General features: G+C 72.9%; 3 protein-coding genes. All 3 read left to right on the top strand.

What is annotated here, in order from left to right; genetic code table 11:
* Nucleotides 1-187 precede the first annotated feature (187 nt).
* Genes OG403_RS31765 through OG403_RS31775 form a run of 3 tightly spaced genes read left to right on the top strand, consistent with a single transcriptional unit; the run spans nt 188 to nt 24884 of the window.
* Entirely contained in the window at nt 188-4963 is a 4776-nt protein-coding gene (locus OG403_RS31765; protein WP_329570497.1) for a non-ribosomal peptide synthetase, read from the top strand.
* Entirely contained in the window at nt 4960-8178 is a 3219-nt protein-coding gene (locus OG403_RS31770; RefSeq protein WP_329570498.1) for an amino acid adenylation domain-containing protein, read from the top strand. The genes OG403_RS31765 and OG403_RS31770 overlap by 4 nt, the downstream gene beginning before the upstream one ends.
* On the top strand, nt 8175-24884 hold the full coding sequence (locus tag OG403_RS31775) for a non-ribosomal peptide synthetase (protein ID WP_329570500.1): 16710 nt from the start codon (nt 8175-8177) through the stop codon (nt 24882-24884). The genes OG403_RS31770 and OG403_RS31775 overlap by 4 nt, the downstream gene beginning before the upstream one ends.
* Nucleotides 24885-24953 lie beyond the last annotated feature (69 nt).

Genomic DNA, 24953 nt, shown 5'->3' on the forward strand with positions numbered 1-24953 from the left:
GCTGTCCTCTGACCGCCGTTTCCCGACCGCTGTCCTCTGACCGCCGTTTCCCGCCCGCGCACCGACCGTTCGACCAGCCGGGCCGAATGGATTTCGCCGAGCGGGTAATACCGTGCAGCGCGCGGCCGGTTGTCGCTCCGATTCGCTGATTCGCTGATTCGCCGAACCAATGGGATGAGAGAAAGCCATGCCTGCGCACGATTCGGCCCCGGTGCCGCTTTCCAGAGCACAGCACGGAATCTGGCTGGCCCAACAGCTGGATCCGGCGAGCAGCGCCTACAACCTGGCTCAGTTCACCGACATCCGAGGGCCGTTGACGCTTTCGGTGCTCGACCGGGCGGTGCGGCGACTGGTCGGTGAGGTGGAGACCGCGCACGTGCGGTTACGGCCGGACGGGGTCAGTGCGCTGCAACTGCGGTATGACGGACCGGGCCGGCCCTTGGAGTCGGTCGACCTGAGCGGCGAGCGGTTACCGCGAGAAGCCGCCGAGCGCTGGATGCGCGAGCAGGTCGACCGGCCGGTCGACCTGCTGGCCGGGCCGCTGTTCAGCACCGCCGTGCTGCGGCTCGCGCCCGACTGGCACTTCCTCTACGTGGGCGGCCACCACATCATCACGGACGGCTTCAGCGGCTCCCTGGTGAGCGCCCGGATCGCGGAGCTCTACACCGCGCTGGAACGCGGCGAGGAGCCTGCCGCCCACTCCTTCGGCACCCTCGCCCAGCTGCTGGAGCAGGACGCCGCCTACCGGGCCTCGGAGCGGTTCGAGGAGGACCGGGCGTACTGGCAGGCGCACCTGAGCGACCTGCCCCGGCCCGCCCCGCTGTCCGGTCGGCCGACCGGTGCCGGGTACGCGAGCGGGGCGGCCGGCGCGACGCGGCGGACCGGGCGGATCGGCGCCGCGCAGACGGCCGCCGTGCGCGCCGCGGCCCGCCGAGCCAGGACCGCCCTGCCCGCGCTGGCGGTCGCCGCGGTTGCCGCCTACACCCAGCGGATGACCGGCGAGTCGAGCGTGGTGCTGGGCCTGCCGGTGACCGCGCGGAGCAACGCGGTGCTGCGCGGCATCCCCGGCATGGTGTCCAACATCGTGCCGCTGCGCCTGGAGGTCGGCGCGGACCTGCGCTGGACCGACCTGGCGCGGGCGGCCGCGGCCGAGGTGAAGCGGGCGCTGCGCCACCAGCGCTACCTCCATCAGGACATGCGCGCCGATCAGGACCTGCGCGCCGATCTGGAGATGCGCGCCGATCGGGACCTGCGTACTGAACGGGGCCGCGCCGAGGGCCTGTTCACGACCCAGGTCAACCTGCTGCCGGCCGGCAGCGGGCTGCGGTTCGGTGCCGCCACCGGCACCCAGATCTACCTGGCCGGGCCGGTCGACGACCTGTCCGTCGTGCTCCAGGACCACGGCACCGAGGGCCTGATGCTGCAGGTCGAGGCCAACGCGTCGCGCTACCCGGCCGATGAGGTGGCCGGCCACCAGCAGCGGCTCTCCGCGTTCCTGTGCGCGGCCGCGGCGGACCCCGATCGGACGGTGGGCCGTACCGAGTTGCTGACGCCGGCCGAGCGCCGCTGGGTCATGGTCCAGGGCCAGGCCACCCCGCACCGCGAGGATCCGACGGCGAGCACGCTCACCGAGCGGTTCGCCGCCCAGGTGGCGCGCACGCCGGACGCGACCGCACTGAGCTCCGACGGTGTCCGCTACAGCTACCGGGAGCTGGACCTGCGGGCCAACCGCCTGGCGCACCGGCTGCTCGCGTCCGGGGTGACGGCCGAGACGCCCGTGGTGCTGCTGCAGGAACGCACCCCGGACCTGGTGGTCTCGATGCTGGCCGTGGTCAAGGCGGGCGGCGTCTACCTGCCGCTGGACACCCGGCACCCGGTGCGGCGGCTGCGGACCACGGCACGCGACAGCGGCGCGCTGCTGGTGCTCTGCGACGCCGGCACCCTGGAGTTGGCCGAGCGGCTGGAGCTGCCCGTGGTCGCGGTCGACGCTCCGCGGACCTGGCAGGACGGGCCGGCCACCGAGCCGACCGTGACCTGCGGGCCGGCGCAGTTGGCGTACGTGATGTACACCTCCGGCTCCACCGGCACGCCCAAGGGCGTCGCCATCACGCACGAGGACATCCTGGGGCTGGCGCTGGACCACGTCTGGGACGGCGAGGCGCACCGGCGGGTGCTCTTCCACTCGCCCGCGGCCTTCGACCTGGCGACCTACGAGGTGTGGGTGCCGCTGCTGAACGGTGGCGAGGTCGTCGTCGCGCCGCCCGGCGAACTGGACATCCCCACCCTCGGTGCCGTGCTCGCACGGCACCGGGTGACCGCACTCTGGCTCACCGCCGGGCTGCTGCGGCTGGTCGCCGAGGAGGACCCGGGGTGCCTGGCCGGGCTCCGGGAGCTCTGGGCGGGCGGCGACGTGGTGCCCGCCGCGACGGTGCGCCGGCTGCGCGAGGCCTGCCCGGCGCTGGTGATCGTCGACGGCTACGGCCCGACCGAGGCGACCACCTTCATCACCTACCACCGGCTGGCCGCCACCGACCCGGTGCCCGACCCGATGCCGATCGGCCGGCCGTTCCAGGGGATGCGCTGCTACGTGCTGGACGAGTGGCTGCGGCCGGTCCCGGCGGGCAGCGTCGGCGAGTTGTACGCCGGCGGCATCGGACTGGCGCGCGGCTACGTCCGGCACCCGGGCCGCACGGCCGAGCGGTTCGTGGCGGACCCGTTCGCCGGCGACGCGGGGGCGCGGATGTACCGCACCGGGGACCTGGTGCGCTGGAACGCCGGCGGCGAGCTGGAGTTCGTCGGGCGGAGCGACGACCAGGTGAAGATCCGCGGCTTCCGGATCGAGCCGGGCGAGATCGAGTCCGCGCTGGCCGACTGCCCCGGTGTCGGCCAGGTGGCGGTGGACATCCGCACCGGGCCGCGCGGGGACAAGCGCATCGTCGCCTACCTGGTGGCGCAGACGCCGGGGCTGTCAGCGGACCTCGCGCCGGTGCGGTCCCACGCGGCCGCCACCCTGCCCTCCTACATGGTGCCCGCGGCCTTCGTGCGGCTCGACGCACTGCCGCTGACCGGCAACGGGAAGGTGGACCGCCGGGCGCTGCCCGTACCGGACTTCGGCGCGCTCGAGGCGGCCGGGCAGGCCCCGGCCACCGCGGCCGAGGCGACGCTGTGCGCGCTGTTCGCCGAGGTCCTCGGCCTCGGCTCGGTGGGCGCGGACGCCGGGTTCTTCGAGCTCGGCGGGGACAGCATCATGGCGATCCAGCTGGCCGGCCGGGCCAGGGCGGCCGGCCTGGTGTTCACGCCCCGGGAGGTCTTCGACCACCGCACGCCGGCCGCGCTGGCCCGGGTCTGCCGCACCGAGCCGGTGGAGCAGGCCCAGGAGCGCGACCCGGACGCCGGTGTCGGCCCGGTCCCGGCCACCCCGATCGTCCAGCGGCTGCGCGAACTCGGCGGCCCGATCGACGGTTACCACCAGTCGGTGGTGCTGCGCAGCCCGGCCGGACTGGACGAGCCGACGCTGCACCGGGCGGTGCAGTGCCTGCTGGACCGGCACGACGCGCTGCGGCTGCGGCTGGCCGACCGGGACGGCGGCTGGCAGCTGTCGGTCGCCCCGCGCGGCGAGGTGTCCGGCAAGGCGTGCGTGACCCGGGTCGACGTCGAACACGCTGTTGATGTCGAGCACGCTGTCGACGTCGAAGACGGTGGGGCCGCGCTGGCGGACCTGGTGCGCGAGGCCCGGGAGCGGGCCGCGCGCGAGCTGGCGCCGCAGGACGGTGCGCTGGTCCGGGTGGTGTGGCTGGACCGCGGACCCGACCTGCCGGGCCGGCTGGTGCTGGTGCTGCACCACCTCTGCGTGGACGGCGTCTCCTGGCGGATCCTGCTGCCCGAACTGGTCGCCGCGTACCAGGCGGAGAGCGCCGGCGCCGCGCCGTGCCTGGACCCGGTCGGCACCCCGCTCAAGGAGTGGGCCGAGCAGCTGGTGGCCGCCGCCGACGAGCCCGCGACGGTGGCCGAACTCGCATACTGGCAGCAGGCGTCGGCCGGTGACGATCCGCTGCTGGGCCGTGGTCGGCCGGACCCGGCGCGCGATGTCGTCGCCACCGAGGCCCGGCTGATCCGCACCCTGGCGCCCGAGCTGGCCGAGCCGCTGCTGACCACCGTGCCGGCCGCCTTCTACACCGGCGCCACCGAGGTACTGCTGGCCGGCCTGGCGCTGGCGGTGACCGACTGGCGCGGGCGGCACGGCCGCCCGGACGGCCCGGTCCGGGTGGACCTGGAGGGCCACGGCCGCGAAGGCGAGCGCTGCGGCGCCGACCTGACCCGCACGGTCGGCTGGTTCACCACGCTGTATCCGGTGCGGCTGGTCACGGACGCCGCGCAGACGGCCGGCACCTGGGCGGCGGGCCCGGCGACCGGCGCGCTGATCAAGCGGGTCAAGGAGCAGCTGCGGGCGGTGCCCGGGCACGGGCTGGGCTACGGCCTGCTGCGCCACCTCAACGCGCGGACCGGGCCGCTGCTCGCCGCCGCGCCGACCCCGCAGATCTGCTTCAACTACCTCGGCCGCACCGCCGGCCTCGGCCGCACGCCCGAGGCCGACTGGTCGGTGGCCGCCGAGGACGGCGCGTTCGCCGGCGGCGGCGATCCGCTGATGCCGCTCGGCCACCTGCTGGAGATCGACGCGGTCGCCCAGGAGGGGCCGCACGGAGCCGAGTTGAGCGTCAGCTGGCGCTGGCCGAGCGGACTGCTGGCGGAGCACGAGGTGGCGGACCTGGCCGACACCTGGCAGCGGGCGCTGGAGGTGCTGGTGCGCCATGGGCAGTCGCCGCAGGCGGGCGGGCACACCCCGTCCGACCTGGCGCTGGTGGAGCTGGCGCAGGAGGAGATCGAGGGCTTCGAGGCGGACTTCGCCGCCGACGCGGCCCGGGGCGACGAGTGGGACGAGGACGCATGGGGGACCGGCCGGTGAGCGAGAACGCGATCGAGGACATCCTGCCCGTCACGCCCGTCCAGGAAGGAATGATCTTCCACGCGCGGTACGACGAGAGCGCGGCCGACGTCTACACCGCGCAGTTCGTCTTCGAGCTGCACGGGCCGCTGGACGGAGCGGCGCTGCGGGCCGCCGCCGAGACCGTGGTCCGCCGCCACCCGGCGCTGCGCAGCGCGTTCCGCCAGCGCGCCACGGGTGAGTGGGTGCAGGTGGTGGCGGCGAACGCGCCGCTGCTCTGGCGGGAGCTGGACCTGAGCACGCTGCCCGAGGCGGAGCGCGCTGCGCGGCTGGAGCGGCTGCTGGCCGACGACCGTGCCCACCGCTTCGACCTCGGCCGGCCCCGGCTGGTCCGGTTCAGCCTGCTGCGGCTGGCCGCCGAGCGGCAGGTGCTGGTCCTGATGAACCACCACCTGGTGCTGGACGGCTGGTCCACCGCGCAGCTGATGGGCGAGCTGTTCAGGCTGTACGCACACGGCGGTGCGGGCGGTGCGGGCGGTGCGAGTGGTGCGAGTGGTGCGGGAGCTGCGGGCGGTGTGCTGCCCGCGGTCCGCCCGTACCGGGACTTCCTCGGCTGGCTGGGCCGACAGGACCGGCAGCGGGCGCTCGACGCCTGGCGCTCGGCGCTCGCCGGGGTCGAGGAACCCACGCTGCTGGCCGGGCAGCAGCACGCCGCCGTGGCCGAGCGGCCCGAGCGGGTCGAGCTGGAGTTCTCCGCCGAGCAGACGCAGGCGCTGCTGGACCTGGCCCGCAGCCACGGGCTGACCCTCAACTCGCTGGTGCAGGGCGCCTGGGGCATCCTGCTCGGCACCCTGACCGGTCGCTCGGACGTGCTGTTCGGCGCCGCCGTCTCCGGCCGTCCGGCGGAGCTCGCGGGGGCCGAGGAGATCGTCGGGCTGCTGATCAACACCGTCCCGGTCCGGGTGCGCCTGGACCGGAACGAGACGGTGGCCGAACTGCTCGCGACCGTGCAGGCCGAGCAGGCGGCGCTGACCCCCTACCACCACACCGCCCTCACCGACCTGCACGCCGCCACCGGCCTGGGTGCCCTCTTCGACACCCTGCTGGTCTTCGAGAACTACCCCGTGGACCTGGCGGCGCTGCGGCTGCCCGGCGGTCCGGCCGTCGCCGAGGTCCAGGTCCGGGACTCCGCCCACTACCCGCTGCGCCTGCTCGTGGTGCCGGGGAGCCGGCTGCGGATCACCCTCGACCACCGGCCCGACCTGCTCGACCGGGTGGCGGTGGAGCGGATCGCGCAGCGCCTGCACCGCCTGCTGCCGGCCATGGCGGCGGACCCGCGGCAGCCGGTCGCCCGACTGGACCTGCTCACGGCCGACGAGCGCGAGCGGGTGCTGGAGACCTGGAACAGCACCGCGCACCCGGTTCCCGACACCACGCTGCCCGAGCTGATCGAGCGGCAGGCCGCCCGCACCCCCGACGCGACGGCCCTGTACGGCCCCGACGGCAGCCGGACGTACGCGGAACTCAACGCCGGCGCCAACCGGTTGGCGCACCTGCTGGCCGAGCGGGGCGCGGGCCCGGAGACGACGGTCGGCGTCGCGCTGCCGCGTTCGCCGGACCTCGTGCTCGCGCTGCTGGCCGTGCTGAAGAGCGGTGCGGCCTACCTGCCGCTCGATCCCGACTACCCGCCCTCGCGCACCGCCGACCTGCTCGCCGACGCCGCGCCGCAGCTCGTGCTGACCAGCCGGGCACTGGCCGCCGCGGTGCCCGCCCACCTCCCGGCGCTGGTCCTGGATGACGAGCAGGTGCAGGCCGGGCTGCGCGCGCAGCCGCAGACCGACCCGGCCGCCGGCCGACCGCGCGGCGGCTCGCCGGCGTACGTCATCTACACCTCCGGCTCCACCGGCCGCCCCAAGGGCGTCGTGGTCGAGCACCGCGCGATCGTGAACCGGCTGCTCTGGATGCAGGACCGGTACCGGCTGGACGGCACCGACCGGGTGCTCCAGAAGACCCCGGCCGGGTTCGACGTGTCGGTGTGGGAGTTCTTCTGGCCGTTGATCAGCGGTGCGGCCGTGGTGGTCGCCCCGCCGGGCGTGCACCGCGAGCCCGACCGGCTGGCCCGGCTGATCGAGGACACCGGCGTGACCACCGCGCACTTCGTGCCCTCGATGCTGCGCGCCTTCGTGGACGAGCCGGCGGCCAAGGCCTGCACCAGCCTGCGCCGGGTCTTCGCCAGCGGCGAGGCGCTGCCCGCCGAGCTGGTCGGCGACTTCCACTCCGTCTGCGCCGCGCCGCTGGTCAACCTCTACGGGCCCACCGAGGCGGCGGTCGACGTCACGCACTGGAGCTGCCCCGCGCAGGGCACACCCGAGGCCGTGCCGATCGGGCGCCCGGTCTGGAACACCCGGATCCACGTCCTGGACGCGGCGCTGCGCCCGGTGCCCCCGGGTGTCGTCGGCGAGGTCTACCTGGCCGGCGTCCAGCTCGCGCGCGGCTACCTGGAGCGGCGCGGCCTGACGGCGGAACGTTTCGTCGCCGACCCGTACGGCCCGCCCGGCACCCGGATGTACCGCACCGGCGACCTCGGGGCCTGGGACCAGGACGGCTGCCTGCGCTACGCCGGCCGGACCGACCACCAGGTCAAGATCCGCGGGCAGCGGATCGAGCTGGGCGAGATCGAGGCGGTGCTGGGCCGCCACCCGGGCGTCGCCCAGGCGGCCGTGACCGCGCTGGACGCCCGGCTGACGGCGTACGTCCGGCCCGTGGGCCAGGGCGCGGGCAGCGACGGGGAGTTGGTCCCCGCGCTCCGGCAGTACCTCGCCGAGCAGCTGCCGGCCGGCTGGGTGCCGACCGCCTTCGTGCTGCTGGCGCAGTGGCCGCTGACGCCCAGCGGCAAGCTGGACCGCAAGGCGCTGCCGCGCCCGGGGTTCACCGCCTCCGCCGCGAGCCGCGCTCCGCGCAACCCGCAGGAGGAACTGCTCTGCGGGCTGTTCGCCGAGGTGCTCGGCCTGGACACGATCGGGATCGACGACGACTTCTTCGACCTGGGCGGGCACTCCCTGCTCGCCGGCCGGGTGATCAGTCGGATCCGCACCGCGCTGGATGTGGACCTGCCGCTCAGCGCCCTGTTCGAACACCCCACCGTGGCGCGCCTCGCCGAGGCCGCCGCCGCACAGTCCGGCATCCCCAAGCGCCCCGCCCTGCGCCGGATGCCGCGTCCCGAGGAGGACGAGTGATTCCGCTTTCGTACGGACAGCGCCGGCTCTGGTTCCTGAACCGCCTGGAGGGCGGCAGCGGTGCCTACAACATGCCGCTGGCGCTGCGGTTGACCGGTGCGCTGGATGTCGCTGCGCTGGGTGCGGCGTTGAACGATGTGGTGGAGCGGCACGAGAGCCTGCGCACGGTCTTTCCCGAGCGTGACGGCGAGCCGCGTCAGCGCATTCTTCCGATGGCCCGGGTGGCGCTGCCGCTGGTCGAACGAGACTGTACGGAAGACGAGTTGGCCGCGCAGTTGGCCGCCGAGGCGGGGTATGCGTTCGATCTGACCAGTGAGCTGCCGCTGCGTCCGGTGCTGTTCGCGTTGGCGCCCGAGGTGCACGTGCTGGTCCTGGTGCTGCACCATGTGGCGGGCGACGGCTGGTCGTTGGCGCCGTTGGCGCGGGATGTGTCGCGGGCTTATGCGGCGCGGGCGGCCGGCGGGGCCCCGGATTGGGAGCCGCTGCCGGTGCAGTATGCGGACTATGCGTTGTGGCAGCGTGAGTTGCTGGGCGAGGAGAGCGACCAGCAGAGTCTGATGATGCGTCAGGTCGATTTCTGGCGTGGTGCGTTGGCCGGTCTGCCGGATGAGGTGTCGCTGCCGGGGGACCGGTTGCGGCCGGCGGTGGCGGGGGGAGCGGGCGGGAGTGTGCCGTTCGCGCTGCCTGCCGGGGTGCATGCGGCGGTGGTGCGGCTGGCCCGGGAGTGCGGGGTGAGCGTCTTCATGGTGGTGCAGGCGGCGCTGGCCGCTCTGCTGGCCCGGCTGGGGGCGGGTGAGGACATCCCGATCGGCGCGCCGGTGGCGGGTCGCACGGATGAGGCGCTGGAGGAGGCGGTCGGGTTCTTCGTCAACACGCTGGTGCTGCGCACCGATGTGTCGGGTGACCCGACCTTCCGCGAGCTGCTCGGTCGGGTGCGGCGGGCCGACCTGGCCGCGTTCGCGCACCAGGACGTCCCGTTCGAGCGCCTGGTGGAGGAGTTGAACCCGCCGCGTTCGATGGGGCGGCATCCGTTGTTCCAGGTGATGCTGGCCTTCCAGGACACCGCGCTGCCCGAACTCGACCTGGCGGACCTGCGGGTGGCGGTCGAGCCGGTGGCGCGTTCGGCGGCGAAGTTCGACCTGTCGGTCGATGCGGCGGAGCGTTTCGAGGCCGGCGTGCCGGCGGGGATCGAGGGCTGTGTCGATTACGCCGGTGAGCTGTACGACCGGGAGACGGCGGTTGCGTTCGCCGGTCGGCTGGCCACGTTTCTGGCCGCGGTGGCTGCCGAACCGGATTGCCGTATCGGTCATTTCGAGTTGGTTACCGGTGATGAGCGTGAGTTGGTGTTGCGTCGGTGGAATGACACGGTGCGTGCGGTGCCGGAGGGGTTGATCCATGAGCATTTCGAGCGGCAGGTGGAGTTGGCGCCGGATGCGGTGGCGGTGGCTTGTGAGGGTGTGGAGTTGTCGTATGGGGAGGTGAATGGGCGGGCGAATCGGTTGGCGCGGTTGTTGATTGAGCGTGGTGCGGGTCCGGAGCGGTTCGTGGCGTTGGCGTTGCCGCGTAGTGAGTTGATGTTGGTGGCGTTGCTGGCGGTGTTGAAGTCGGGTGCGGGGTATCTGCCGGTGGATCCGGAGTATCCGGCTGACCGGATCGCCTACATGTTGGAGGATGCCGAGCCGGCGCTGGTGGTGACGGTCGCGGCGGTGGCGGGCGGGTTGGCGCTGGGTGACCAGGCGGTTGTGGTGGTGGATGAGCCCGGTGTTGGGGCGGAGTTGGCGCAGTGGTCGGACGCTGATGTCGAGGACTTCGAGCGGGCCGTGCCGTTGGTGGCGGATCATCCGGCGTATCTGATCTATACGTCGGGTTCGACGGGTCGTCCGAAGGGTGTGGTGATCGCGCATCGTGGTATTCCGGGTCTCGCGCACGCGAAGGTGGAGTGGTATGCGACGACGTCGGAGAGTCGGGTGCTGCAGTTCTCGTCGTTGAGTTTTGACAGTCATGTCTCCGAGGTGTGGTCGGCGCTGTTGGGTGGTGGGCGTCTGGTGGTTGCTCCGTTGGAGCGGATGATGCCGGGGGAGCCGTTGGTGGAGTTGGTGGCGGAGCAGGGGATCACGCATATCGATCTGCCGCCGGCTGGTCTGGCGGTGATGCCGGAGGGTTCGTTGCCCGAGGGTGGGACGTTGATCGTCGGTGGTGAGGCGAGTTCGCCGGCGTTGGTGGAGCGGTGGTATCGCAACCGTCGGATGATCAATTCGTATGGGCCGACCGAGGCGACGGTGTGCGCGAGTATGAGTGATCCGATCTCGAGTGCGGCGATTCCGCCGATCGGGCGGCCGGTGTGGAACAAGCGGGTGTATGTGCTGGATGGGGGTCTGCGGTTGGTGCCGCCGGGTGTGGTGGGTGAGTTGTATGTGGCGGGGGAGGGTCTGGCGCGGGGGTATCTGGGTCGGCCTGGTCTGACGGCGGAGCGGTTTGTGGCGTGTCCGTTCGGTGTTGGTGAGCGGATGTATCGCACGGGTGACTTGGTGCGGTGGGGTGCGGATGGGCAGTTGGTGTTCCTGGGTCGGGCGGACAGTCAGGTGAAGGTGCGGGGTTTCCGGATCGAGTTGGGGGAGGTGGAGGCGGCGATCGACGCGCTGCCGGGGGTGGCGCAGGCTGTGGTGCTGTTGCATGAGGGTGCGGTGGGTGATCGGCGGCTGGTGGCGTATGTGGTCAGTTCGACGCAGAGCGCTGCCGGGTTGCGGGAGTTGTTGGGCCGGGTGCTGCCGGATTACATGGTTCCGTCGGCGTTCGTGTTGCTGGATGCGTTGCCGTTGATGCCGAACGGGAAGGTGGACCGGCGGGCGCTGCCGGAGCCGGAGTTCGCGGCTGCGGTCGTGGGGCGGGGTCCGCGTTCGCCGCGCGAGGAGATCCTCTGCGGGCTGTTCGCCGAGGTGCTCGGCGTTCAGCTGGTGGGGATCGATGACGGTTTCTTCGAGTTGGGCGGGCACTCGCTGCTGGCGACGCGGTTGGCGAGCCGGGTGCGTTCGGTGCTCGGGGTCGAACTGCCGCTGCGCGTGCTCTTCGAGGCCCCGACGGTGGCGGGGTTGTCGGTGGCGTTGGCAGGCGAGGAGGCGAGTGAGCGGCCCGCGTTGCGGCCGATGGCGCGCCCCGAGCAGCTGCCGGTCTCCTTCGCGCAGCGGCGGCTCTGGTTCCTCAACCGCCTCGAACCGGCGAGCGGCGCCTACAACATGCCGCTGGTCCTGCGGTTGACCGGTGCACTGGACACCGCCGCGCTGGCTGCCGCGCTGAACGACGTGGTGGAGCGGCACGAGAGCCTGCGCACCGTCTTCCCCGAGCGCGATGGTGAGCCGCGTCAGCAGATCCTGCCGATGGCCCGGGTGGCGCTGTCGCTGGCCGAACAGGACTGCACCGAGCAGGAGTTGGCCGCGCGGATGGCCGCCGAGGCGGGGTGCGCCTTCGACCTCACCAGTGAACTGCCGCTGCGTCCGGTGCTGTTCGCGCTGGCGCCCGAGGTGCACGTGCTGGTCCTGGTGCTGCACCACGTGGCGGGCGACGGCTGGTCGCTGGCCCCGCTGGCGCGCGACGTCTCGACCGCGTACGCCGCCCGGGTCACCGGTACGGCCCCCGCCTGGCAGCCGCTGCCGGTGCAGTACGCGGACTACGCCTTGTGGCAGCGTGAGTTGCTGGGCGAGGAGAGCGACCCGCAGAGTCTGATGACACGTCAGATTGATTTCTGGCGTGGTGCGTTGGCCGGTCTGCCGGATGAGGTGTCGCTGCCGGGTGACCGGGTGCGGCCGCCGGTCGCCGGGGGAGCGGGCGGGAGTGTGCCGTTCGCGGTGCCCGCCGGGGTGCATGCGGCGGTGGTGCGGCTGGCCCGGGAGTGCGGGGCGAGCGTCTTCATGGTGGTGCAGGCGGCGCTGGCCGCTCTGCTGGCCCGGCTGGGGGCGGGTGAGGACATCCCGATCGGCTCCCCGGTAGCCGGCCGCACCGACGAGGCGCTGGAGGACGCCGTCGGCTTCTTCGTCAACACCCTTGTCCTGCGCACCGATGTCTCGGGCGACCCGACCTTCCGCGAGCTGCTCGGTCGGGTGCGGCAGGCCGACCTGGCCGCGTTCGCGCACCAGGACGTCCCGTTCGAGCGCCTGGTGGAGGAGTTGAACCCGCCGCGTTCGATGGGGCGGCATCCGCTGTTCCAGGTGATGCTGGCCTTCCAGAACACCGCGCTGCCCGAACTCGACCTGGCGGACCTGCGGGTGGCGGTCGAGCCGGTGGCGCGCTGGGCGGCGAAGTTCGACCTGTCGGTCGATGCGGCGGAGCGTTTCGAGGCCGGCGTCCCCTCAGGGATCGAGGGTTGCGTCGAGTACGCCGGCGAGCTGTACGACCAGGAGACGGCGGCTGCCTTCGCGGGCCGGCTGGCCGGCTTCCTGGCCGAGCTGACCGCCGAACCGGACCACAGCATCGGGCGGTTCGACCTCACCACCGAAGCCGAACGCCGCCTGGTCCGCGACGAGTGGAACGACACCGCGCACCCCGTCCCGGCCGGCACCCTGCCGTCCGTCATCGAGGCCCAGGCCGACCGCACCCCCGAGGCGCCGGCCCTGCTGTTCGGCGACACGGTGCTCAGCCACCGCGAGCTGTCGGCGCGGGCGAACCGCCTGGCCCGCCACCTGGTCGGCCTCGGCGCCGGCCCCGAGCGCACCGTGGCCGTCGTCCTGCCGCGCTCGCCCGAGCTGGTGGTCGCGCTGCTCGCGGTGCTGAAGTCGGGTGCGGCCTACCTGCCGGTCGACCCCGACTACCCGGCCGACCGGATCGCCTACATGCTGCGGGATTCCGCGCCGGTGGCCGTCCTCACCTGCCGCGAGCTGGTCGGCGCCCTGCCGGCCGGCGTCCTACCGGCCGGGGTCCGCCCGCTCGTGCTGGACGACCCGGCCGAGGCCGCCGCACACGCGCACCACCAGGACCACCACCTCGGCGACCAGGAGCGGACCGCGCCGCTGCTGCCCGCCCACCCCGCCTACCTGATCTACACCTCCGGCTCCACCGGCCGTCCCAAGGGCGTCGCCGTCCCGCACGACGCGATCGTCAACCGCCTGCACTGGATGCGCGACCAGTACGGCGTCGGCCCCGGCGACCGGGTGCTGCAGAAGACCCCGTCGAGTTTCGACGTCTCGGTCTGGGAGTTCTTCCTGCCGCTGCTCTCCGGCGCCGCCCTGGTGGTGGCCCCGCCCGGCGCCCACCGCGAGCCGGCCGGGCTCGCCGCCGAGATCCGGCGGCACGGCGTCACCATCGTCCACTTCGTGCCGTCGATGCTGCACGCCTTCGTCGCCGAGCCCGCCGCCGCCGGCTGCACCAGCCTGCGGCACGTGGTGTGCAGCGGAGAGGCGCTCTCCACCGACCTGCTGTCCCGCTACCGCCACCTGCTGGGCGCCGAACTCCACAACCTCTACGGCCCGACCGAGGCGGCCGTCGACGTCACCTACCACCGGGCGGCGGCAGACGAGAGCGGCAGCACCGTGCCGATCGGCCGGCCGGTGTGGAACACCCAGGTCTTCGTCCTGGACCGCGAGCTGCGGCCGCTGCCGCCCGGCGTGCCCGGCGAGCTCTACCTGGCCGGTGACCAGCTCGCCCGTGGCTACGCCGGCCGGCCCGCCCTGACCGCCGAGCGGTTCGTCGCCAACCCGTTCACGCCCGGCGCCCGGATGTACCGCACCGGCGACCTCGTGCGCTGGAACCGGGACGGCGCCCTGGTCTTCCTCGGCCGCGCCGACCACCAGGTGAAGCTGCGCGGCCTGCGCATCGAACTGGACGAGATCGCGACCGTGCTCGCCGGTGCCCCCGGCGTCTCCTGGGCGACCGCCCTGGTGCACGAGCGCGCCGAGGGCGACCAGTTCCTCGCCGCGTACCTGGTCTCCGACGGCAGCTGCGCCGAGGCGGCACTGCGGGCGCACCTGGCCGCCGCGCTGCCGGAGTACATGGTGCCGTCGGTCTTCGTGCCGATCGACGAGGTGCCGCTGTCACCCAGCGGCAAGCTGGACCGCAAGGCGCTGCCCGTGCCCACCCCGGTGGCCGGCACCCCGCACCGGGCGCCCGGCTCCGCGACGGAGGAGATCCTCTGCGGCGTCTTCGCCGACCTGCTCGGACTCGACACCGTGGGCGTGGACGACAACTTCTTCGAGCTCGGCGGCCACTCGCTGCTCGCCACCCGACTGATCAGCCGCATCCGCAGTGTTCTCGGCGCCGAAGTCAGCCTCCGCACCCTCTTCGAAGCCCCCACCGTCGCCACCCTCGCCACCCGCCTCACCCGGGACGCCACCACCCGCCCGGCCCTGACCGCCGGCCCCCGCCCCGAGACCGTCCCGCTCTCCTTCGCCCAGCAACGCCTCTGGTTCCTCTCCGAGTTGGAAGGCCCCAGCGCCACCTACAACATCCCCGCCGCACTCCGCCTCACCGGCGCCCTCGACCGCGACGCCCTGCACGCCGCGCTCAACGACGTCGTCACCCGCCACGAAGTCCTCCGCACCAGCTACCCGTTCGCCAACGGGCAGCCCCGGCAGGAGATCCTGGCGCCTTCGATCGTCGACCTGCCGCTGACCACCATCGACACCACCCCCGCCGCACTGGCCGAGGACCTCGCTGCCGAGGCCAACCGCGGGTTCGACCTGAGCGCCGAACTCCCGCTGCGTGCCACGCTCTTCGCCATCGACGCGGAAGCGCACATCCTGCTGCTGACGTTGCATCACATCGCCGGCGACGGCTGGTCACTGGGCCCGCTGGCCGGTGACCTCTCCACCGCCTACAGCGCACGCCGCGAGGGCCACGCCCCCGGCTGGCAGCCGCTGCCGATCCAGTACGCCGACTACACCCTCTGGCAGCGCCGGCTGTTCGGCGACGCCGCCGACCCGACCGGCCGCCTGAGTGAGCAACTGGACTACTGGCGCCAGGCGTTGGCCGACCTGCCAGACCAGCTCACGCTCCCCGTCGACCGCCCCCGCCCGGCCGTCGCCACCCACCAGGGCGCCACCGTCTCCATCACTGTCCCCGCCACCACCCACCAGCGGCTCGCCCGGCTCACCCGCGCCCACGGCGCCACCCTCTTCATGGGCCTGAACGCCGCCCTCGCCACCCTCCTCTCCCGCCTCGGTGCGGGCACCGACATCCCCATCGGCACGCCCATCGCCGGACGCACCGACGAAGCCGTGAACGACCTCATCGGGTTCTTCGTCAACACCCTCGTCACCCGCACCGACCTGAGCGGCAACCCGACCTTCGGCGACCTGCTCCAGCAGACCCGCGACACCCTGCTGGCCGCCTACAGCCACCAGGAACTCCCCTTCGACCACCTCGTCGATGCTCTGAACCCCACCCGCTCCCTCGCCCGCCACCCCCTCTTCCAGACCCTCCTCACCCTCCAGAACACCACCGTCCCGAGCCTCGAACTCACCGGGCTCACCGCCCGGCCCGAGGCCCTCGGCGGCACCGCGACCGCCAAGTTCGACCTCGCCTTCGACCTCTCGGAACAGTTCGACCCCGAGACGGGTCCCGCCGGCCTCACCGGCACCCTCACCTACGCCACCGACCTCTTCGACCACGAAACCGCCGCGCTGCTCGCCCGCCGCTTCACCGACCTGCTGCACACGCTCACCGCCACGCCCGACCGCCCGGTCACTGGCGCCGACATCCTGATGGCCGACGAGCGCCGGACGCTGCTGGGGAGTTGGCAGGACACCGCCCGCGAGGTGCCCGAGGCCACGGTGCCCGAGCTGTTCCAGGCCCAGGCCGCCCGCACGCCCGACGCGGTCGCGGTGGTCTTCGACGGCACCGAGCTGACCTATCGTCAGCTGAATGACCGAGCGAACCAGTTGGCCCGGCTGCTGGTGGTGGAGCACGAGGTGCGGGCGGAGGCGCTGGTCGCGATCGCGCTGGACCGGTCCGCCGACCTGGTGGTCACGCTGCTGGCCGTCCTCAAGGCCGGCGGAGCGTATCTGCCGATCGACCCGGACTACCCGGCCGCCCGCATCGCGCACACGCTCACCGACGCCGCACCCATCCTGACGATCACCCGGCGGAACACCCTGCCGGACACCGAGGGGCCGCTGCTGGCCCTGGACGACCCGCGCACCGTGGCCGCGCTGGCGCAGACCGGGAGCCACGACCTCACGGACGCCGAGCGCCGCTGCCCGCCGGACCCCGCGCATCCCGCGTACGTCATCTACACCTCGGGCTCCACCGGCCGGCCCAAGGGCGTCGTGGTGCCGCACCGGGGCCTGACCAACTTCCTGACCGACATGGGCACCCGGTTCCCGCTGGCCGGACAGGACCGGTGGTTGGCGGTCACCACCATCGCGTTCGACATCGCCGCACTGGAGCTGTACCTGCCGCTGATCAGCGGCGCCCGCGTCGTCCTGGCCGACCGCCCGACCGTGCTCGACCCCGCCGCGCTCACCGCTCTGCTGCACAACTCCGGCGCCAGCATCATGCAGGCCACCCCCGCGCTCTGGCAGGCGCTGCTGGCTCAGTCGGCCGTCGACTCAACCAGCCTTCCCTCGCTGCGAGTTCTGGTCGGCGGCGAAGCGCTGCCCGCCCCGCTGGCCGGCGCCCTGCGCCCGATCGGCGAGACCACCAACCTCTACGGCCCCACCGAGACCACGATCTGGTCCACCACGCACCGACTCGACCAGCCACTGATCACGGGCAACCCCGCCATCGGCCGGCCCATCAGCAACACCCGCGCCTACCTGCTGGACAGTTCGCTGCGCCCGGTCCCCACCGGCGTGGCCGGTGACCTCTACCTCGCCGGCCACGGCCTGGCCCGCGGCTACCTCAATCGACCCGCCCTCACCGCCGAACGCTTCGTCGCCTGCCCCTTCGGCGCACCGGGTGACCTCATGTACCGCACCGGCGACCTCGCCCGTTGGCGGGCGGACGGCACGCTCGACTACCTCGGACGCACCGACCACCAGGTCAAGATCCGCGGCTTCCGCGTCGAGCTCGGCGACATCGAAGCCGCCCTCACCACCCACCCGACCGTCACCCAGGCGACCGTCATCCTCCGCGAGGACACCCCCGGGGACACCCGAGTCGTCGGCTACGTCACCGGCGCCACGCAAGCCGACCCGGCCGAACTCCGGTCACACATACGGCAGATGCTGCCCGACCACATGGTCCCCTCGGCCATCGTCGTGCTGGCCGCCTTCCCGCTGACCGACAACGGCAAGCTCGACCGCAAGGCGCTCCCCGCGCCCGACTACGCCAGTGGCGGTGGGCGCGCGCCCGCGACCGCGCAGCAGGAGATCCTCTGCGGTGTCTTCGCCGACGTGCTCGGCCTGGACACGATCGGGATCGACGACAGCTTCTTCGAGCTGGGCGGACACTCGCTGCTGGCCACGCGGTTGGCGAGCCGGGTGCGTTCGGTGCTCGGGGTCGAACTGCCGCTGCGCGTGCTCTTCGAGGCGCCGACCGTCGCCGCCCTGGCCAGGGCCCTGGAGGGCGAGCAGGCCAGCGCCCGACCGGCGTTGCGGCCGATGGCGCGTCCCGAACACCTGCCGGTCTCCTTTGCCCAGCGGCGGCTCTGGTTCCTCAACCGGCTCGCCCCGGACAGCGGCGCCTACAACATGCCGCTGGCGCTGCGGCTGACCGGAAAGCTGGACCGTTCCGCGCTGCTCGCGGCGCTGGCGGACGTGGTGGAGCGGCACGAGAGCCTGCGCACGGTCTTCCCCGAGCACGACGGCGAGCCGGAGCAGGCGGTGCGAAGCGCCGCCGCGGCCGCGGTCCCGCTGGACGTTCGGGAGATCGGCGCGGCGGAGCTGCCGGCCGCGCTGCACGCGGCCGTCCGCCAGGGCTTCGACCTCTCGGCCGAACTCCCGTTGCGAGTCCACCTGTTCGGCCTCGACGCGGACGTCAGCGTGCTGCTGCTGGTGCTGCACCACGTGGCCGGTGACGGCTGGTCGCTGGCCCCGCTGGCGCGCGATGTCTCGACCGCCTACGCCGCCAGGGCCACCGGCACGGCCCCCGCCTGGCAGCCGCTGCCGGTCCAGTACGCGGACTACGCCCTGTGGCAGCGCGGACTGCTCGGCGAGGAGTCCGACCCGGAGAGCGTGTTGGCCCGCCAGACCGACTACTGGCGCCAGGCCCTGGCCGGCCTGCCCGACGAGGTGACCCTGCCCGGCGACCGCCTGCGACCCGCCACCACCGAAGGCGGCGGCGCCAGCGTGCCGTTCACCCTGCCCGCCCCGGCACACGCGTCCCTGGTGCGACTCGCTCGCGAGAGCGGCGCGAGCGTCTTCATGGTGGTGCAGGCGGCGCTGGCCGGCCTGTTGGCCCGGCTCGGCGCCGGCGAGGACATCCCGATCGGCTCCCCGATCGCCGGCCGCACCGACGAGGCGCTGGAGGACGTCGTCGGCTTCTTCGCCAACACCCTCGTCCTGCGGACCGACGCCTCCGGCGACCCCACCTTCCGCGAACTCGTGGCCCGGGTGCGGGACACCGACCTCACCGCCTTCGCCCACCAGGACCTCCCCTTCGAACGCCTGGTGGAGGCAGTCAACCCGCCGCGCTCGGCGGGCCGCCACCCGCTCTTCCAGATCATGCTGGCGTTCCAGAACACCGCCCTGCCCACCCTCGGCCTACCTCAACTCGAGGTTGCGGCAGAGCCTCTGGACCGCGCCGACGCGAAGTTCGACCTCTCGCTGGACATCACGGAAGGCTTTGAAGCCGGCATCCCCGCAGGCCTCTACGGCTGCCTCGACTACTCCACCGACCTCTACGACCGGGACACCGCCACCGCCTTCGTCGGTCGGCTGGTCGCTTTCCTGGCTGCGGTGGCTGCCGAACCGGATTGCCGTGTCGGCCACTTCGAGCTGGTGACCGGTGATGAGCGTGAGTTGGTGTTGCGTCGGTGGAATGACACGGTGCGTGCGGTGCCGGAGGGGTTGATTCATGAGCATTTCGAGCGGCAGGTGGAGTTGGCGCCGGATGCGGTGGCGGTGGCTTGTGAGGGTGTGGAGTTGTCGTATGGGGAGGTGAATGGGCGGGCGAATCGGTTGGCGCGGTTGTTGATTGAGCGTGGTGCGGGTCCGGAGCGGTTCGTGGCGTTGGCGTTGCCGCGTAGTGAGTTGATGTTGGTGGCGTTGCTGGCGGTGTTGAAGTCGGGTGCGGGGTATCTGCCGGTGGATCCGGAGTATCCGGCTGACCGGATCGCCTACATGTTGGAGGATGCCGAGCCGGCGCTGGTGCTGACGGTTGCGGCGGTGGCCGACCGGCTGCCTCTGGGGGAGCGCACGGTGCTGGTGCTGGACCGGGACGAGGTCCGGGCCGGCCTGGCGGCGCAGGTCGAGACCGACGTCGAGGACGTCGAGCGGGCCGTGCCGTTGGTGGCGGATCATCCGGCGTATCTGATCTATACGTCGGGTTCGACGGGTCGTCCGAAGGGTGTGGTGATCGCGCATCGTGGTATTCCGGGTCTCGCGCACGCGAAGGTGGAGTGGTATGCGACGACGTCGGAGAGTCGGGTGCTGCAGTTCTCGTCGTTGAGTTTTGACAGTCATGTCTCCGAGGTGTGGTCGGCGCTGTTGGGTGGTGGGCGTCTGGTGGTTGCTCCGTTGGAGCGGATGATGCCGGGGGAGCCGTTGGTGGAGTTGGTGGCGGAGCAGGGGATCACGCATATCGATCTGCCGCCGGCTGGTTTGGCGGTGATGCCGGAGGGTTCGTTGCCCGAGGGTGGGACGTTGATTGTTGGTGGTGAGGCGAGTTCGCCGGCGTTGGTGGAGCGGTGGTATCGCAACCGTCGGATGATCAATTCGTATGGGCCGACCGAGGCGACGGTGTGCGCGAGTATGAGTGATCCGATCTCGAGTGCGGCGATTCCGCCGATCGGGCGGCCGGTGTGGAACAAGCGGGTGTATGTGCTGGATGGGGGTCTGCGGTTGGTGCCGCCGGGTGTGGTGGGTGAGTTGTATGTGGCGGGGGAGGGTCTGGCGCGGGGGTATCTGGGTCGGCCTGGTCTGACGGCTGAGCGGTTCGTCGCCGACCCGTTCACCCCTGGCGCTCGCATGTACCGCACGGGTGACTTGGTGCGGTGGGGTGCGGATGGGCAGTTGGTGTTCCTGGGTCGGGCGGACAGTCAGGTGAAGGTGCGGGGTTTCCGGATCGAGTTGGGGGAGGTGGAGGCCGCGATCGATGCGCTGCCGGGGGTGGCGCAGGCGGTGGTGCTGTTGCATGAGGGTGCGGTGGGTGATCGGCGGCTGGTGGCGTATGTGGTCAGTGCGATGGAGTCTGCTGCCGGGTTGCGGGAGTTGTTGGGCCGGGTGCTGCCGGACTACATGGTTCCGTCGGCGTTCGTGGTGTTGGACGCGTTGCCGTTGATGCCGAACGGGAAGGTGGACCGGCGGGCGTTGCCGGAACCGGAGTTCGCGGCTGCGGTCGTGGGGCGGGGTCCGCGTTCGCCGCGCGAGGAGATTCTCTGCGGGCTGTTCGCCGAGGTACTGGGCGTCGAGTCGCTCGGAATCGATGACGGTTTCTTCGAGTTGGGCGGGCACTCGCTGCTGGCGACGCGGTTGGCGAGCCGGGTGCGTTCGGTGCTCGGGGTCGAACTGCCGCTGCGCGTGTTCTTCGAGGCGCCGACCGTCGCCGCCCTGGCCACGGCCCTGGAAGGCGAGCAGGCCAGCGCCCGACCGGCGTTGCGGCCGATGGCGCGTCCCGAACGGCTGCCGGTCTCCTTCGCGCAGCGGCGGCTCTGGTTCCTCAACCGCCTCGAACCGGCCAGTGGCGCCTACAACATGCCGCTGGTCCTGCGGTTGACCGGCGCACTGGACACCGCCGCGCTGGCTGCCGCGCTGAACGACGTGCTGGAGCGGCACGAGAGCCTGCGCACCGTCTTCCCCGAACGCGATGGTGAGCCTGAGCAGGTGGTCCGCCCGGCGGAGGCGGCGAGGATCGAGCTGCCCGTCACCGACCTGCGCGGCAGCGAGGTGCCCGGCGCCGCGTTGGACGGGGCGGTGGCTTCGGAGACGACCCGTCCGTTCGACGTGACGACGCAGGTTCCGCTGCGGGCCGGGGTGTTCCGGACCGCCGACGACGAGCACGTGCTGCTCCTGGTGGCCCACCACATCGTCAGCGACGGCTGGTCGACCGCTCCGCTGGTGCGCGACCTCACCGCCGCCTACACGGCCCGCCACGCGGGCGCCGCCCCGCACTGGGGCGAACTCCCGGTCCAGTACGCGGACTACACGCTGTGGCAGCGCGAGCTGCTCGGCGACGAATCCGACCCGGAGAGTCTGACGGCCCGTCAAGTCACCTACTGGCGGCAGCAGCTCGACGGCCTGCCGGACGAACTGCCGTTGCCGGCGGACCGCCCGCGCCCGGCGTTCCCGAGCGGTGCGGGCGGCACGGTTCCGGTGTGGATCGAGGCCGAACTGCACGCGCGGATCGTCGAACTGGCCCGCCGGACGCACACCACCGTCTTCATGGTCCTGCAAGCCGCGTTGGCCGGCTGGCTGAGCGCACTGGGCGGCGGCGAGGACGTCCCGATCGGCACCCCGGTGGCCGGCCGCACCGACGAGGCGGTCCACGACCTGGTGGGGTTCTTCGTGAACACGCTGGTGCTGCGCACCGATGTGTCGGGCGACCCGACCTTCGGGGAACTGCTCGGCCGGGTGCGGGAGTCCGACCTGACGGCCTTCGCGCACCAGGACCTCCCGTTCGAGCGGCTGGTGGAGGTGCTGAACCCGCCGCGGGTCATGGCACGGCACCCGCTCTTCCAGGTGATGCTCGCGCTGCAGAACACCGCGTCGGCTCGGATCGAGCTCGACGGCCTGACGGCCACCCCGGTCCCGGTGACCGGCGCGGCGGCGAAGTTCGACCTGTCGCTGACCCTCGCCGAGCGCTACGGCGACGGGGGCCAGGCCCTCGGTCTCGACGGTGAACTCGACTACTCGGCAGACCTGTTCGACCGTGAGTCGGTGGAGTTCCTGGCGGTCTCGTTCGCGCGGTTCCTGGGTTCGGTGGTGGCCGGGCCGGATCGGCGGGTCGGTGGGGTGGAGCTGCTGTCGGCGCGGGCACGTGCCGAGCTGCTCCGGCGGGGTGCGGGCGCGGTGGTGGCGGTGCCGAAGGGGGAGTCGCTGGGGTCGCTCTTCCTGGCCCGGGCGGCTGCCGCGCCGGCCGCGGTTGCTCTGGTCGGCGCGGGTGTCGGCGCGGGTGTCGAGCTCTCATTCGGTGAACTGGCCGACCAAGCACGCGCGTTGGCCGGACGTCTGCTGGCGCGGGGCGTGCGGCCCGGTTCGCTGGTGGGGCTGCTGGTGCCGCGCTCGGCCGACTGGGTGGTCGCCCAGATCGCGGTCGCGCTGACCGGCGCCGCGTGGCTGCCGCTGGACCCGGGCCTGCCCCCGGGGCGGATCGCCGCGGTGCTGGGCGAGGCGGCCGTCGCGCTGGTGGTCGCGGTGGACGCGACGGTGGAGCTGCTGCCCCCGGGCCTGCCCCACCTCGTCCTCGGCGAGGACACCACGGTCGGGCCTTCGCCGGTCACGGCCGCGCCGGTGTCGGGTGATCAGGCGGCGTACGTCATCTACACCTCCGGTTCGACGGGTCGCCCGAAGGGTGTCGTGGCCTGCCAGCGCGGCGCGGTGAACCACATGGCGTGGATGGCCGAGCGCTTCCCGATCGGCGTGGGCGACCGCGTGCTGGCCCGTACCTCCCCGGGCTTCGACGCCGCTGTCTGGGAGACCTGGCTGCCCCTGCTCACCGGCGCGGCCGTGGCCGTGCTCGACGACGAGCGCGCCAAGGACCCGGCCCTGCTGCTGCGTGAACTGGCCGCCATGCGGGTGACCGTGGCGCAGTTCGTGCCCACCCTGCTCGCCGCGCTGCTGGAGGCGCCGGAGGCCAGGGGGCTCTCGGGGCTGCGGCAGGTGTTCGTCGGTGGCGAGGCTTTCCCCGCCCGCCTCGCCGACCGGGTGCGGCAGGTCTGGGGCGTCGATCCGGTCAACCTCTACGGGCCGACCGAGACCACGATCCAGATCACCGCCGGCACGCCCGCCGGCTCGTCCGGTGACCTGGTCCCGATCGGCCGCCCGGTCTGGAACGCGGGTCTGTACGTCCTGGACGCCGGCCTGCGTCTGGTCCCCCCGGGCGTGGTGGGCGAGTTGTACGTGGCGGGCGAGAGCCTGGCGCGCGGCTACCTCGGCCGGCCCGGTCTGACGGCGGAGCGTTTCGTGGCCTGCCCGTTCACCCCCGGTACCCGCATGTACCGCACCGGCGACCTGGTGCGCTGGGGCGCCGACGGGCAGCTGGTCTTCGTCGGCCGGGCCGACAACCAGCTGAAGGTGCGCGGCTTCCGCATCGAACCGGGCGAGATCGAGACCGTGCTGACCGCGCACCCCGGCATCAGTCGCGCCGCCGTGGTGACGCGTGAGGTCGCGGCCGGGGATCAGCGCCTGGTGGCCTACGTCGTCCCGGCCGGTCACGGGTTCGACCCGGCGGAGCTGCGTGCCCACGCGGCGGCGGTGCTGCCCGGCTACATGCACCCCTCGGCATTCGTGCCGCTGGACGCGCTCCCGCTGACCCGGAACGGCAAGCTCGACACCCGGGCCCTCCCCGCCCTGGGCATCGAACGGGCGGCCCCGGCCAGGGTGCCGGCCGATCCGCGGGAGATGGTGCTCTGCGCCCTCTTCGCCGATCTGCTCGGCGTGCCGGAGGTCGGCCCGGACGATGACTTCTTCACCCTCGGCGGCCACTCCCTGCTGGCCGTCCGGCTGATGAGCGCCGTCCAGGAGACGTTCGGTGTGCGGCTCGACCTGCGCGCGCTCTTCGAGACGCCGACCGCGGCGGGGCTCAGCGCCCGGCTCGGCGAGCAGCCGGACGTCGTGCAATCGGACGACGTGAACTCGGACGGCGGGCAGGCGGACGGGGATCTGCTCGACGTGCTGTTGCCGCTGCGCGCCCGTGGCACCGAGGCACCGCTGTTCTGCGTGCACCCGGTGCTCGGCCTCAGCTGGGGCTACGCGGCCCTGCTGCGCCGGCTGGACCCGCGGCGACCGCTGTACGGGCTCCAGGCGAGCGGCATCCGCCGGCCGGACGCCCGCCCGGCGTCCATCAGGGCGATGGCGCGGGACTACGTCGCGCGGATCCGCGAGGTGCAGCCCGCCGGCCCGTACCACCTGCTCGGTTGGTCACTGGGCGGCACCGTCGCTCACGCCATGGCCGAACTGCTCCAGCGGGACGGCGAGCGGGTGGCCTTCCTGGCGCTGCTCGACTCCTACCCGGTCGCCGTCGCGCAGGATCCGGAAGCCCTCGACGCGGAGGCTGAGCAGGAGGTGCTGGGCGCGCTGCTGCCCGGCGCGGGGCCCGCCGTGCGCGAGTTGGTGGAGCAGGGCGCCGATCGGCAGCGGATCCTGGCCCTGCTGCGCGAGGAGAACGCGCGGCGGCTGCAGGTGGACGAGCAGGTGGTGGGTGCACTGCTGGACACCGCGGTGCACAGCAGCCGCCTGGTGCTCGACCACGTGCCCGGCACGGTGGACGGCGACCTCGTCTTCGTCACGGCGACCGGCGGCCGACCCGCCGACGCGCCGACCGCGCGCGCTGCCTGGCAGGCGCACCTGACCGGCGAGATCCACGAGTACCGCGTCGACTGCCGGCACGCCGAACTGCTCGGCCCCCAGGGCCTGGCCGGGCTCGGCCGGATGCTCACCGAGAGGCTCGGCCATGACGCGTGACCTGACCGACCAGGAGTTGACCGACAGTCACACACCCGACCAGGGAACACCCGACCAGGGAACAGCGGA

Origin of the sequence: Kitasatospora sp. NBC_01266 (assembly GCF_036242395.1) — a bacterium.
Classification (GTDB): domain Bacteria; phylum Actinomycetota; class Actinomycetes; order Streptomycetales; family Streptomycetaceae; genus Kitasatospora.

What these genes read in the sequence shown, in the direction of transcription:
- OG403_RS31765 (WP_329570497.1), top strand. Translation starts at nt 188, where the DNA reads ATGCCTGCGCACGATTCGGCCCCGGTGCCGCTTTCCAGAGCACAGCAC.